The sequence below is a fragment of the Thalassotalea profundi genome (genome assembly GCF_014653195.1).
GTDB classification, from domain to species: Bacteria; Pseudomonadota; Gammaproteobacteria; order Enterobacterales; family Alteromonadaceae; genus Thalassotalea_B; species Thalassotalea_B profundi.
Genome location: NZ_BNAH01000001.1, coordinates 453,913 through 468,364, shown reverse-complemented (window position 1 = coordinate 468,364; position 14,452 = coordinate 453,913). Strand labels below are relative to the sequence as shown.

12 protein-coding genes and 1 riboswitch are annotated in these 14,452 nt (G+C 35.9%); of the genes, 5 read left to right on the top strand and 7 right to left on the bottom strand.

What is annotated here, in order from left to right:
• Window positions 1-16 precede the first annotated feature (16 nt).
• The 4 genes from IE155_RS02060 (at window position 17) to IE155_RS02045 (ending at window position 3,478) form a co-directional block, all read left to right on the top strand.
• Window positions 17-718 (top strand): CoA transferase subunit A, encoded by a 702-nt coding sequence (locus tag IE155_RS02060; RefSeq protein WP_189376407.1) that lies wholly within the window; start codon window positions 17-19, stop codon window positions 716-718.
• Between the two features lie 24 nt (window positions 719-742).
• Window positions 743-1,399: a 3-oxoacid CoA-transferase subunit B gene (locus IE155_RS02055; RefSeq protein WP_189376406.1), complete on the top strand. Its 657-nt coding sequence runs from the start codon at window positions 743-745 to the stop codon at window positions 1,397-1,399.
• Window positions 1,400-1,618: 219 nt separating this feature from the next.
• Window positions 1,619-1,706, top strand: a riboswitch (cyclic di-GMP riboswitch).
• A 62-nt stretch (window positions 1,707-1,768) separates the two neighbouring features.
• The gene (locus IE155_RS02050; protein WP_189376405.1) at window positions 1,769-2,128 is read left to right on the top strand and encodes a DUF3718 domain-containing protein; all 360 of its coding nucleotides are present in this window, start codon (window positions 1,769-1,771) and stop codon (window positions 2,126-2,128) included.
• A gap of 186 nt (window positions 2,129-2,314) precedes the next feature.
• Entirely contained in the window at window positions 2,315-3,478 is a 1,164-nt protein-coding gene (locus tag IE155_RS02045; protein WP_189376404.1) for a patatin-like phospholipase family protein, read from the top strand.
• Here IE155_RS02045 and IE155_RS02040 read toward each other — a convergent pair.
• Both IE155_RS02040 and IE155_RS02035 read right to left on the bottom strand, forming a co-directional pair.
• A complete protein-coding gene (locus IE155_RS02040) occupies window positions 3,475-4,311 on the bottom strand; it encodes a class I SAM-dependent methyltransferase (RefSeq protein ID WP_189376403.1) in 837 nt (278 codons plus the stop codon). The two genes, IE155_RS02045 and IE155_RS02040, sit on opposite strands and share 4 nt — an antisense overlap.
• A 32-nt stretch (window positions 4,312-4,343) precedes the next feature.
• The gene (locus IE155_RS02035; RefSeq protein WP_189376402.1) at window positions 4,344-6,311 is read right to left on the bottom strand and encodes a monovalent cation:proton antiporter family protein; all 1,968 of its coding nucleotides are present in this window, start codon (window positions 6,309-6,311) and stop codon (window positions 4,344-4,346) included.
• 369 nt (window positions 6,312-6,680) lie between these two features.
• Here IE155_RS02035 and IE155_RS02030 point away from each other — a divergent pair, with 369 nt between their 5' ends.
• On the top strand, window positions 6,681-7,571 hold the full coding sequence (locus IE155_RS02030; RefSeq protein WP_189376401.1) for a GGDEF domain-containing protein: 891 nt from the start codon (window positions 6,681-6,683) through the stop codon (window positions 7,569-7,571).
• Between the two features lie 15 nt (window positions 7,572-7,586).
• On the opposite strand, the gene IE155_RS02025 is transcribed toward IE155_RS02030, so the two are convergent.
• The 5 genes from IE155_RS02025 to IE155_RS02005 form a co-directional block, all read right to left on the bottom strand.
• Window positions 7,587-8,237: a hypothetical protein gene (locus IE155_RS02025; RefSeq protein WP_189376400.1), complete on the bottom strand. Its 651-nt coding sequence runs from the start codon at window positions 8,235-8,237 to the stop codon at window positions 7,587-7,589.
• 44 nt (window positions 8,238-8,281) lie between these two features.
• Window positions 8,282-9,592, bottom strand: coding sequence for a DEAD/DEAH box helicase (locus tag IE155_RS02020; RefSeq protein ID WP_189376399.1), 1,311 nt, complete (start codon window positions 9,590-9,592; stop codon window positions 8,282-8,284).
• A gap of 98 nt (window positions 9,593-9,690) precedes the next feature.
• A complete protein-coding gene (locus IE155_RS02015) occupies window positions 9,691-11,106 on the bottom strand; it encodes an alanine/glycine:cation symporter family protein (protein WP_189376398.1) in 1,416 nt (471 codons plus the stop codon).
• A gap of 123 nt (window positions 11,107-11,229) precedes the next feature.
• Window positions 11,230-12,633, bottom strand: a complete 1,404-nt coding sequence (gene pntB / locus IE155_RS02010) for a Re/Si-specific NAD(P)(+) transhydrogenase subunit beta (protein WP_189376397.1) — start codon at window positions 12,631-12,633, stop codon at window positions 11,230-11,232.
• A 9-nt stretch (window positions 12,634-12,642) separates the two neighbouring features.
• Window positions 12,643-14,181 (bottom strand): Re/Si-specific NAD(P)(+) transhydrogenase subunit alpha, encoded by a 1,539-nt coding sequence (locus tag IE155_RS02005; protein ID WP_189376396.1) that lies wholly within the window; start codon window positions 14,179-14,181, stop codon window positions 12,643-12,645.
• Between the last annotated feature and the right edge of the window lie 271 nt (window positions 14,182-14,452).

Below are 14,452 nucleotides of genomic sequence, written 5' to 3'. Positions count from 1 at the left end.
TACTAAGGAGTAAAAAATGGCCGGATTTGACAAAGTAGTGTCAAGCTATGAAGAAGCCATGGCTGGTCTAGAAGATAATATGACCGTAATTTCAGGTGGTTTTGGTTTATGTGGGATCCCTGAAAACTTAATTGCAGAAATTAAGCGAAAAGGCACAAAAGGTATAACCATCGTTTCAAATAACTGTGGTGTTGATGATTTTGGTTTAGGCGTGTTATTACCTAATCGTCAAATTAGTAAAATTGTTGCCTCTTATGTAGGTGAAAATGCTGAATTTGAACGTCAAATGATGAGTGGCGAATTGGAAGTTGTGTTAACTCCACAAGGTACACTTGCAGAAAAAATGCGAGCTGGTGGTGCTGGTATTCCAGCCTTTTTTACAGCAACTGGTTACGGTACACCTGTTGCTGAAGGAAAAGAAGAACGAGAATTTGACGGCCGTCACTATATTCTTGAAGAAGCAATTAAAGGTGATTTTTCCATAGTAAAAGCATGGAAGGCAGATCGTTATGGCAATTTAATTTTCAGAAAAACAGCCCGTAATTTTAATCCTTTAGCGGCAACAGCAGGAAAAATTACCGTCGTCGAAGTTGAAGAAATTGTTGAGCCCGGTGAACTAGATCCAGATCAAATACATACACCAGGTATTTATGTTGACCGATTAATTCAAGGTACTTTTGAAAAGCGAATTGAACAACGTACAGTTCGTCAAAAGTAAACAATTGAACCTTAGGAGTTAAAAATGGCTTTATCAAGAGAACAATTGGCACAACGTGTCGCACAAGAATTACAAGATGGTTACTACGTAAATTTAGGTATAGGCATTCCAACATTAGTTGCAAATTATGTTCCTGAAGGCATGGAAGTCATGCTGCAATCTGAAAATGGTCTATTAGGTATGGGGCAATTTCCAAAAGAAGACGAAATTGATGCTGATCTAATCAACGCAGGTAAACAAACCGTTACTATGGCAACCGGAGCTTCAATTTTTGATTCAGCTGAATCATTTGCCATGATCCGCGGTGGGCATGTTGACTTAACCGTGTTAGGGGCATTTGAAGTTGATGTAAATGGAAACATTGCTTCTTACATGATCCCAGGAAAGTTAATTAAAGGTATGGGTGGAGCAATGGACTTAGTTGCTGGTGCTGACAATATCATAGTGACTATGACACATGCCTCTAAACATGGTGAATCAAAATTATTAAATAATTGTAGCTTACCTTTAACTGGTAAAGGCTGTATAAAAAGAGTATTAACAGATTTAGCATTTATTGAAATTAAAGAAGGTAAATTTCATTTGCTTGAACGAGCTCCCGGCGTGAGTATTGAAGAAATAATAAAACTTACCGAAGGTGAGCTTATTGTTCCGGATAATGTACCTGAAATGCAGTTTTAAACTGCTAAATTTTATAAGACATTATTGAAACTTAAGGGGCGACTATAGCCCCTTGAGTCTTTTAGTTACATATAAACATGCACATAAATACAATACTCACAAAACAAAAAAAATAAATAACAATTAATTTCAACAACTTAACAAAAAACAATCTTAAAAATAAAATAAAAACTAGCATTTAATTTGCAATTAGCTTATGCATTCGCGATACTAAAGTAGACAAAGAAAAGGCAAGACACGCGAAAACGTGTTACGCAAAACCACCGGTCTAAGGATTTTAATAATCTATGACAGCGGAGTTACCGAGTTAATAGGTACATCCTGTGGTTTTTTCTTTTATTAACTCTAATTAATTAAAAGGTTATTAAAATGAAAAAATTATTACTAGTTTCTACTATCACTGCTTTAACGTTAACGTCTGTGGTATTCGTACCTCAGGTTCAAGCTTCAAACATCGCTCAAAGCGTTTGTGAATATGTGGCTGCTGACGATAAGAAACGTATGCGTTCTTTTTTAAAGACGAATAAATTAAAAATTCGTAATATTTTTAGTGGTATTCAGTGTAATGGTCAAAACTTGTTAGAATTTGCTGCAACAGCAGGTGCGATTGATACGGGCTCTATGATAATTAGTAAATTACCTAAGAGTGTTGTTTCTGAGAACCTGGCACTTATTCAATCTGGATCGCAACCATTGATAGACGCAGCTAACGAACGCGTTAGCAGCTAATTTTATTGACTAGTAGGCATTCGTAATAATGTTTTACCAGTTAATAATTCTTCTGTCATTTAAAAAAGCCAGTTAACGCTGGCTTTTTTTTCAACTAAATTAAATTTCTTACAAATTCACTAGAGCAAGTACTTAAAAGCCTTTACACTTAAGCATTAACAATAAAATAAGTCTAAATTAAGTAGTATGGTTTCTAAGGCAAGTTATCAAGATACTAAAAATGCATTAGTTTTAACAGGCGGTGGTGCAAGAGCGGCTTATCAAGTCGGTGTATTAAGTGCTATTGCTAAATTTATACCTAGAAACCACGCAACCCCATTTCCAATAATATGTGGTACTTCTGCTGGGGCTATTAATAGCACCGCGTTAGCTTGCCATGCATCTTGTTTTCATCTTGCCGTAAAAAAATTAGAATGGGTATGGAAAAACCTAAATACTGGTAGAATATATTATAGCGATCCTACTAGAGTGTTTGGACATTTAGCTCGTGGATTATTAGCAAGCTTTCAAGCTGATTATGCCAATAAAACAGCACGTAGTTTCTTAAATAATATGCCACTTAGGCAATTACTTAATGAAATTGTCGATTTTAAAAAAATAGACGTTAATATTACATCAGGCTACCTCTCTGCCATCTCAGTAACAGCATCGAGCTATACTAGCGGAGACTCTGTTAGCTTTTATCAATCTAAATCAAGTATTGCCCCTTGGTACCGAGAAAAACGCTATGGTAAGCCTTGTCAGATCGATTCAGAGCATTTAATGGCATCTGCCGCGATTCCATTAGTGTTCCCTTCAATTAAAATTAAAAATGAACATTTTGGTGATGGTTCAATTCATCAATTATCACCACTAAGTCCAGCAATTCATTTAGGCGGTGAAAAGTTATTTATTGTCGGTGTAGATCAACCAACAGAGCCATTACATGCAAAAGAGAACAATCCGCACCCACCAACTACCGCAACAATTGCAGGACATCTGCTTGATGGCATTTTTTCTGACACCTTACAAAGTGACTTAGAAAGAATGAAACGAATCAATGCTACCGTTTCATTGATCCCTGAAAAACTAAAAGTAGAAAATAAAGGGTTAAAAACAATTGATTCTATGCTTTTAAACCCTAGCCAAGACTTTAATGCTATGGCGTTAGAGCACTTTGATGAATTGCCTTTATCACTACGTATCCTCTTACGCACCATTGGTATTAGTAGCGAGTCAGAATCGAGTTTAATCAGCTATATTTTATTTGAAAAAGCTTATTGTAAACGCTTAATAAAACTTGGCTTTGAAGATGCTATGGAAAAAGAAATACCAATACGAGAATTTTTAAATTTAAATAATAAATCTTAATTTTTTTTCATAGCAATAATTTCAATGGGCGCTAATGCATTACTGTTAATTTGATTAATTAAATTAATAAAGTTAATTTTTGCATTATCTTTGAATAATGTTTGTAAGCTCAATTGAGGTTTATTCCCTTGCTGTTTTCTTTTAATTGCCTGCTCATTAAAAAATTTAAGTGAGAACTCTCGACGATCATTTATCCTTAAGTGTTCAAACCCCTGCTCTAGCAATATGTGTATATATGTATCTAAAGTAGATACAAAACTATTATCAACTGTTGATGCCCAAGGAAGAGGATAAATAATCTTATCTTGATTAACTTGCATTACATCATAAAGTAAAAAAGTAGCTCCTTTACGTAAACAGCGGTAAATTTCAGAAAATAGCTGTTTTTTATCAGCTATATTCATACCTACATGTAACATAGTAATCCCATCAAAAGTATTATCTAAAAAAGGTAAATTTAGTGCACTTGCCTGTATTAAATTTATCTGGGAGGCTAAATTTAGCTTTTGATTAACCATCTTCCCTACACTCAGATATTCAGCAGTTAGGTCTATACCAACGACTTGGCTATCAAACTGCCGCGCTAAATACCTAGCAGTTCCGCCAAGCCCACAACCAATATCTAGTAATAAACTATTAGCAGACAATGCAGCTTGTTTAATTAGGTTCATCGTCGCTTCGCTACCACCAATATGAAACTCATCAATTGCTGATAAGAACCTAAGTAGCTCTTTATCAGTCTTGGCGTCAAATTGACTCAATGCCAACTCAATCGTTTTTAATAAGTTTCCATGTGTGTAGTGATCCTCGATCATTTTTTCAATAGCTATCATTAGTTAAATCAATTAGGTAATTATCATCATTATTAATGGCCTTCTTGTAGAAAACGCTCAACCAACTCGACTCTTATAGGCTTACCACGCACTATTAGTGTATCTTGCGAGCACAACACAATATTTTCATCGGGGTTTTCCATTTCAACATCTTCTCTTCGTAGCGAAACAATTACAACTCTTCTTGGATCTAGCATTAATGACTTTATTGATTGTCCACATGCAAAAGAGTCATCATTTAAATGAATCGCATGTGCAAATTCAATTCTATCAATAGCTTCTGGGCCTAAATTTGTGTTTTCACCTTGATAAAATCCATGTAAATGATTGTAGTGATTTTTACGTTCATTTTGAACTCGCCTATAAATACGAGTAAAAGGAACCCCAGTTAACGATAATACTTGAGAGACTAACATTAAACTGCCCTCTAAACTTTCAGGGACCACTTGGTCAGCACCGGCTTCTTGTAAAGCCACTAAATTATCATCATTTCTAGTACGGACTAAAATGGGTACTTCAGGCGATAATGAACGTACTTTTTGAATCACCTCTAAAGACTGTTTATCTTCTCCGAAAGCTATAACCACCAATTTAGCATTGTTTAAATGAGCTGCATGTAATAACTCGTTTTTACGAGATGAACCAAATAAAATATTTTCTCCTGCTTCACGTGCTTTACTTACCCTTAATGGATCAATATCAATGGCAACAAATTCAACATTTTCTTGTTTTAAAAAACGGCTAACCGTTTGCCCAATTCGACCAAAACCACAAATAATAACATGATCTTTCAGTTTTTTATTTGCGGGTAATTGTTCAAGATTTTCATGATTATCAACTTTTTCATTACTTAGCCATATCCCCCAAACTCGTGCATGGTTAATCATATAAGGGGTTATAGCCATACTAATAACTCCAACACCAAGCAATATTGAAGCAACATCAACAGGTAATAACTTGATTTGATTGGCCAAAGCTATCAGTACAAAACCAAACTCTCCCATTTGGGCCAACATGATACCTGATGCCCAAGCATCTTTATTTTGCTCACCAGCCATAATCGCAAGCTTTCGGATCACGATAATTTTTACAGTCATAAAGCCAATTAATACAACCAAAATTTTAAAAGGTGAAGCTATTAAAACGCTACTATCAAGCTTCATTCCTACCGTAACAAAAAATAACCCTAATAAAATATCACGATAAGGGCGAATATCAGCTTCAAGCTGATGTTTATACTGACTTTCACCTAACATCATACCGGCAAGAAAAGCACCTAAAGCCATTGATAAACCAAACCACTGAGTTAAGGCCGAAGCAACTAACGTGACCAATAAAGTGGTTAAAACAAATAGCTCGTCAGTACGTACTTGAGCCACTAAGTTAAATAAACGAGGAAGAAACCATTTACCTGACATTAATAATAAAAAAACAACCACAATCCCTTTAACTAATGCAGTTAATAAAGCTAACAACATAGAGGTTTCTGAATTTTGAGCAAACATAGGGATCAAAATCAATAATGGAACTACCGCTACGTCTTGAAACAATAATACGGCAACTGAGATCTGACCTGATTTTCGTTTCATTGCACCGCTTTCACTTAATTGCCTTATAACAATAGCCGTAGAAGATAAAGCTAAAATTCCACCGATAACAAAGGAGCTACCAAAACTTTGCCCGGTAACTAGCGCAATAATCATGAAAAAGATTAAAGAAATAATAACTTGTAAGCTACCCACAGTAACCACAAGATGTCGCATCGCAATAAGTTTAGGCAATGAAAATTCTAAACCTAAGGTAAATAGTAAAAAAACAATGCCAAGTTCTGCAAAATGTTCATAGTCAACATGTTCTTGGGCAAATGCAAAGCCATGCTCGCCGACCAACATTCCTGCAACTAAATAAGCAAGAATAGCGGGTAAGTGTAATCGCCTAAATAACCAGACAATAACCACCGCACTCATTAAAATAGCAAGAATTTCGACATGCACTGACACAATTTACCTTATAATTATATTGAGACGACGAAGATTAATGACATAAACAGAAGAACTGATATGAATGAGTATAACGTGATTTTTTAAGGCGTGAAAAGTTATTCACGTATCAAGCCCGTCAGATTTTAAAATTGTTTTTAAGCAATGTACTGATTATTTCCTCAGATAAAACCTAATAAATTTTTACTCATAACATTTTCTTTGCCGCTTTATAGGTAAGATATTGCCGTCAACTTGTTGGCAATACCTTACCTATAAATCAAAAAACCATATTTCATTGAAAATATTATATTTTTTTACAAATCGCCCCAACTTTTAAATAGGCATAATTTTTGCTTATTATGTGTATTCCTGTTAATTGGTGGCAATATGCAAACTTTAAACTTAGTCGAAAATACCCGTGTTGATTTTAATGCATTTAAATTATTTGATACGCGAGATCATAAAGATAACTATCGTAAACTGGCGTTAGCAGAGCAACTTCAGACTACGTTAGAACTTGATCATTTACTTAATATTTTTGCCATGGAAGCTGCAAAATTTGTTGATTTTTCAGGGTTATACTTTAAACAAACCAACATTAGTTCTGCCGCTCGGGGTAGTAAAGCAGGTAAAAAAGAACGTATATTTGAACTTAAATTAAATAATCGTTATTTAGGTACACTTACCTATGCAATAAATTCACCTATAAGTATTACCAACCATAAAATTTTAACACAGCTTCATAAGTTGTTAATTCACCCCATTAACAATGCAATAAAATATCAAAAAGCTTTACGAATAGCCCTTGAAGATAGTCTAACGGGGTTAGGTAATCGTCGTCATTTTGATCAACAATTGAAACGTGCTATGCATCACGCTAATAGACAAAAGTCACGACTGGGTATTGTTGTGGGAGATCTTAATAAGTTTAAAGCGATAAATGATAGCTACGGCCACAATATTGGCGATGATGTTCTCATAGAATTTGCTAATGCTTTACGTATGAGTACACGTGACTCAGACAGTCTATTCCGCTTTGGTGGTGATGAATTCGCTATTATTGTTGAAGATGCTAGCGAAAAATCATTACATATAATGGAACGTAGAATTGAAAATGCTATTCAAGAGAATGCATTACTACACAAATATAAAGTCGGCTGTAGTTTAGGTTATACCTTTATGAATCGTGCCGATAATGAAAAAAGCTTATTTGAACGTGCAGATAATATGCTTTACAGTCGTAAAATGAATATGCCACGAGTTTTAACCGTCGTTTAACCCATATAATAGCGCTTAAGTTAATTCATTAAGCGCTATTTTTCTCTCAGCTGAGGTAGCATTAATCATTAAGCGACAAAATCTAATTGCCGTGGAAAAACGTTTACTACCTAGCTTGGCTATTACTTGTTGTAAATAGTCTTTATTTATTTGAAACACTTCACTGTAATGCTCCATTGCCTGTTCAATAGAGGGGTAAGTGGTACCGTCAAAAGTAAACACTAATGGCGTACATTCACTACTTTCTATTTTTATTCCATTAATAACTAATGGCCAATGTGAAAAGTTCACCCTATTTTGAGCAACTTCATACATAAACCAAGCACTGCGTTGAAAAGACTCAAAATTACCACCTTCAAACTGGCTATTAGCCAGCTCCTCTTTTGTCCAATTAAGGCCAATAGCTAAATCCTTTTGATAGGTTTTGACTAAGAAAACTTTAACATCATGTGCAACTTGCCAAATATCGTTAGCCTTAGATTTTAAGCCCGCTTGCGTACATTCCTTACACGAATTAAGCGTTAAATTAGGATGACGACAATTAACAACTTGATGTAAATGATGGGGAAATGAAAAAATAGTGGATGCTGGCTCACCACAAAACCAGCAGGTATTTCTATAAATAAAAGGCGTTTCCACATTTATATAATCAGCAAAATTTTTCATAGTGATTAAAGAGTATCTTATATATCCAATAGACTTTAATGTCTTTATCTTCTTTTGCTGTTTTTTGTTACTTTAGTCTTTTTCGGCGATTTTGACGTATTTTTAGTTGCACTTTTAGCTTTATCATTACGTTTTTTAGCTACAGCTTTATTTTTATCTTGCGTAGTTTGGTAGCGATTTTTCTTTTCTACTACTTGTGCCTGTTCTTCTTGTTGATGAATTATTGGTGTAGCTTTATCCAATTCATAGCCTGGTTCAACAATACGATCGAAAGTTCGACCGATTAATGTTTCTATATTTTGTAAAAACTTCTCATCTTTAGGGCTGACTAAAGAAATAGCTGTACCAGTTTTTCCAGCTCTACCCGTACGACCTATTCGGTGTACATAATCTTCCGCTAAAAAAGGTAAATGAAAATTAATTACATAAGGTAAATCTTCAATATCCAAGCCTCTAGCGGCAACATCTGTTGCAACGAGTACTCTAATTTGGCCTTGTGCAAACTGCTCAAGCGCTTTATTTCTGCCACCTTGGGAGATATCTCCGTGACATAAAGCGGCTTTAATACCATCAAGTTTTAATTCTTTAGCAAGTATATTGGCACTTTCTTTCGTTCCTGCAAAAACAAGAACCTGTTTCCAATTATTTACACCAATTAATTCAGAAAGTAACTCTCGTTTTCTTGCTTCTGCTACCCAATAAACTGATTGTTTTACTTTACCTGAAGTCGCATTTTGTTTAGCAACACCAATAGATTTAGGGGTATGTAATATTTGATTCGCTAATGTTTTCACTTTGTGAGAAAAAGTAGCTGAGAACATTAGCGTTTGATGTTTCTGTTTTATTGCAACAAGAATACGTTCTAATTCAGTTAAAAACCCCATATCTAGCATACGATCGGCTTCATCAAGTACAAAAAACTTCACATGAGATAAATCAACATGACGCAAAGCCATATGCTCTAATAATCGTCCCGGTGTCGCCACTAATACATTAATACCTGATTTTAGCATTTTAGTTTGAGCGGGCATGTTAACACCGCCATAAATAACACCTGAAGATATAGGTAAGAACTCACTATAAGCCGTTATATTTTTAGCAACTTGTTGAGCTAGTTCACGAGTAGGCGTTAGAATTAATGCCTGTAACGTATCATTATTACTAGAAATAGCGTCAAGAATAGGTAAACTGAAAGCGGCTGTTTTCCCTGTGCCTGTTTGCGCACTCGCAAGAATATCAGCACCTGAACGAATAGCAGGAATAGCTTGTTGTTGTATCGGGGTTAAGTTTTTATAACCGCACTTTTTTACCGCTTTAAGTAAGTTTTCCGATAAACCAATAGCATCAACACTCATTCAATGACCTTAATATAGCAATAATAAAACAAAATAATGCGCGATTATAACAGTATTAAGGCCAAGCTTGACAGTATATTTAACGTCAGCTTAAATCCTTAAGATTTCTCAGCCCAGATGCCTTTACTTAAATGCAATGCCTTATGTTCTTCAACATTGGGGCTATATTCTGGCAGCTTACCATCAGCCAATTGTTGATGATAATCTTTAGTGACTAGAACAACCACTTTAGTCAGTAAAAACAGAGCGGTAACATTCACTACGGTCATCAATCCTGTTGATAAATCCGCTAATGCAATCACTTCAGGCAAACTTGCCACTGAACCAAAAACCAACATAGCTAAAAACCCAATACGTAAAAACCAGTGCCCGAGTAAATTATCTAACCTCAAATATTTTAAATTATTTTCCGCATAAGCAAAATTAGCTACAATAGAAGTAAAGCCAAAAAGTAAAATTGCGACAGTAATAAAATCACTTCCCCAATCACCTACTTGAAAAGCTAACGCTTGCTGGGTTAATTGTATGCCTTTTATTTCACCGCCATGGCCATCAAAAAGTAAGATTAAGAAAGCGGTACAAGAGCAGATCACTATCGTATCAAAGAAAACAGCAAGCATTTGAATATAGCCTTGAGAAACAGGATGTGGCGGGTAAGGTACAGCAGCGGCAGCAGCATTTGGCGCACTTCCCATCCCAGCTTCATTTGAATATAAGCCACGTTTTACGCCCTGAACAATAGCAGCACCAACTAATCCACTACCGGCTTCCTTTAAACCAAATGCTGAATTAAAGATATCCATGATTATCTCAGGGATAAGAGTGATATTTTGACTAATAACGATAATACAGACAATAAAATAAGCAAGCCCCATAAAAGGCACCGTTAATTCTGCAAAGCGTGCAATATTTTTTAGCCCTCCCATGATTATGTAACCTGTAGCTAAGGTAATAGTAATCCCTGTAATTATAGGATTGATACCAAAAGAACCATTGAAAGCATCGGTAATAGAGTTAGCTTGTACCGAGCTAAATACAAAACCATAACCAAAAAATAAACAAAGTGAAAACAACATAGCTAAATGCTTATTTTTCAAACCTTTACTCATATAATAAGCTGGGCCGCCTCGAAAATTTCCGTTGATATCTTTTTCTTTATAAAGCTGACCTAAAGTACTTTCAGCAAATGCTGTCGCCATACCAACAACAGCAATCACCCACATCCAAAAGACTGCCCCTGCTCCTCCTAATGATATGGCAACAGCGACCCCCATTAAATTTCCGGTACCAACACGTGCAGCTAATGATGTACACAAAGCTTGAAAAGAAGAAATACCATGAGCATTGGCTGTACGGCTAGACTTTAACAAGGTAAACATATGAGAAAATCTAGTTAATTGTATGGCTTTTAAACGAAGCGTAAACCAAATACCACATCCAGTAAGTAAGTAAATTAAAATACTTCCCCATAAATAACTGTTTATAGTGCCAACCCATTGTTCGATAAATGTCATAGAATGCTCATACTCGTTTTGTGTAATAAATATAAAAAAACCAGTAGTGTTGCAACTACTGGTTTATACCAAACGTTTTGTTCGAATAACTCGCTTAAGAGTCTATAACGACTCACTCATTAACTAAAGCGATTTTGAAATTTTCTCAACAGAGTCTTTTGCATCTCCAAATAGCATTTGAGTATTGTCTTTAAAAAATAAAGGATTCTGCACCCCTGCATACCCCGTACTCATTGAGCGTTTAAAAACAATTACATTTTTAGCATGCCATACTTCTAATACAGGCATTCCGGCAATAGGGCTTGTTGGATCTTCAGTTGCCGCAGGATTAACAGTATCATTTGCGCCAATAACGAGAACTACATCAGTTTCAGCAAAATCATCATTAATCTCTTCCATTCCTAATACTATATCATAAGGAACTTTAGCCTCAGCAAGTAAAACATTCATGTGTCCAGGTAAACGACCAGCAACAGGATGAATACCAAAACGCACATTTACACCTTTATCAATTAACTTTTGTGTTAACTCATATACAGGGTATTGTGCTTGAGCAACCGCCATACCGTAACCTGGAGTGATAATTACTGATTTAGCATTGCCTAGCATTTCAGCAACCGATTCTGCTTGTACTTCAACATGCTCTCCGTAGTCAGTATCGCTTTCAATAACAACATCTGTTCCAAATCCCCCCGCTATCACACTAATAAATGAGCGATTCATCGCTTTACACATAATATAAGATAAAATTGCGCCAGATGAACCAACAAGAGCTCCTGTAACAATCAATAAGTCGTTACTTAGCATAAAACCTGCCGCAGCGGCCGCCCAACCTGAATAAGAATTTAGCATTGACACTACAACAGGCATATCAGCTCCGCCGATAGATGCAACTAAATGCCATCCAAAAAGTAAAGCGATAGCCGTCATAAGATATAGTGCATTATCAGAGCCACCAGCGTTAACAAAAATAATCATCAACACGAAGGATACTACACCGGCTAATAAATTCAGCTTATGACGATGTGGTAACATAAGTGCAGACGAATTTAACGCACCGCTAAGCTTAGCGTAAGCAACAATAGAGCCTGTAAAAGTTACAGCACCAATAAAGACACCTAAAAAAACTTCTGTTAAATGAATATTATTTGCGACTTGCTGTGCTTCAGTCAGCATTATCTGCACAGAATGATCAACACTAAAATAACTATTAAAGCCTACTAATACTGCTGCTAAACCTACAAAACTATGTAAAATTGCTACAAGCTCAGGCATTTGTGTCATTTCTACTTTGTTAGCCAGCCTTAAACCAATAACACTACCAATGATCATGGCGATCACAATCATCAATACGTTATCAACTCTTGGATCAGCTATGGTCGCAAGTAAGGCAATGGACATACCCGCAATACCAAACCAGTTTCCCGTTTCAGCAGTTTTTTGTTTGCTTAACCCTGATAAAGAAAAAATAAATAATAAGGCTGAAATTATATAAGCAGCCGAGATAAAACCTTGAGATACTTCCACGTCAGCCCCCTATTTTCTAAACATTTTTAACATACGTTTAGTGACGACGAAGCCACCAACAATGTTTATTGTTGCTATTAATACCGCTATACCCGCCAAAACTTGTATCACGATATTACCATTACCAATTTGTAATAAGGCTCCGACAATAATAATGCCTGAAATAGCATTAGTAACACTCATCAAAGGCGTATGTAATGAATGGCTTACGTTCCAAACAACGTAATAGCCAATAACACACGCTAAAACAAAAACGGTAAAATGTGATAAAAAGTCAGCCGGTGCGACACTTGCTATCCATGAAAAAACTAAAGCGCCTGCGGCCATAAACCAATATTTTTTATTACTTGGGGGTGATTCTTCTTCAACTTCTTTAGGCGTTGCAGACGGTTTTACTTTAGGTTGTGCGGGAGCTGCACTTACTTGAATAGGTGGCGGTGGAAAAGTAATTTCACTGTCTTTCACTACCGTCATATTTCGAACCACTTGATCATCAAAATCAATCGTTAATTGGCCGTCTTTGTCTTTACATAACAGCTTTAATAAATTAACCAAGTTATTGGCATAAAGTTGAGAAGACTGATTGGGCAATCGTGATACTAAGTCTGTATAGCCGATAATATGTACGCCATTAGCATTAGTTACTTTACCGGCTTCAGTTAGCTCACAGTTACCGCCACCTGCTGCCGCTAAATCAACAATAACACTCCCTGTTTTCATCGAGGCTACCATTTCTGCGGTAATTAATTTAGGTGCCGGTTTCCCTGGGATCATCGCCGTAGTAATAATAATATCGACATCTTTGGCTTGCTCAGCAAATAACGCCATTTCAGCATCAATAAAAGCTTTACTCATTTCTTTAGCGTAACCATCACCTGAACCTGTATCCTCTGGCTCTTCATAATCAAGCTCAAGAAATTCAGCTCCCATACTTTCAATTTGCTCTTTCACTTCAGGACGAGTATCAAAAGCACGTACAATCGCACCTAAGCTTCCAGCGGTACCAATTGCAGCTAAACCAGCTACACCCGCGCCAATAATCATGACTTTTGCTGGAGGCATTTTCCCTGCGGCAGTAATTTGTCCTGTTAAAAAGCGTCCAAACTGATGTGTTGCTTCAATAACAGCACGATAACCAGCAATATTCGCCATAGAACTTAAGGCATCCATTGACTGAGAACGTGTCATTCTGGGTACCATTTCCATCGCTAAGCTGGTAATTGATTTAGCTTTTAATAAGTCTAATAAGTCACTATTAGTTGCTGGTGCTAGAAAACTGATTAACGTAGCCCCATCTTTCATTTGAGCAACTTCTTCGATAGTGGGAGGATTCACTTTTAAGATAATATCAGCTTGCCAGCATACTTTTTTAGTGACCACTTCTGCTTCTGCGGCTAAGAATTCATCATCAAAAAAGCTAGCTTTAGTGCCTGCACCTTTTTGAATACTTACATCAAAGCCTAATTTTTTGAGTGACGATACCGCGTTGGGCGCACACGCGACACGATTTTCTCCTTTGAGGGTTTCTTTGGGGATCCCAATGATCATAAATCACCTATTTTATTTATTATTATTAAAACGAGTATTTCCCGATTCCAACATACTAATTATTATTATTGTTTGAATTAGCATCAATTGTTGTATCATTTATAGCTAATTATTCATACAAAAAATATGCAATAACATTGAAAAGCTAGATATATTCATTATAAATTATAGTGATAATAAGTATTTATTTTTAAATATAAAGTAATAAGGAAAGGTAAGCCTGTTTAGGTATTAGTTTGCATAGAGAGATAATTAATAATTATTCAATAAC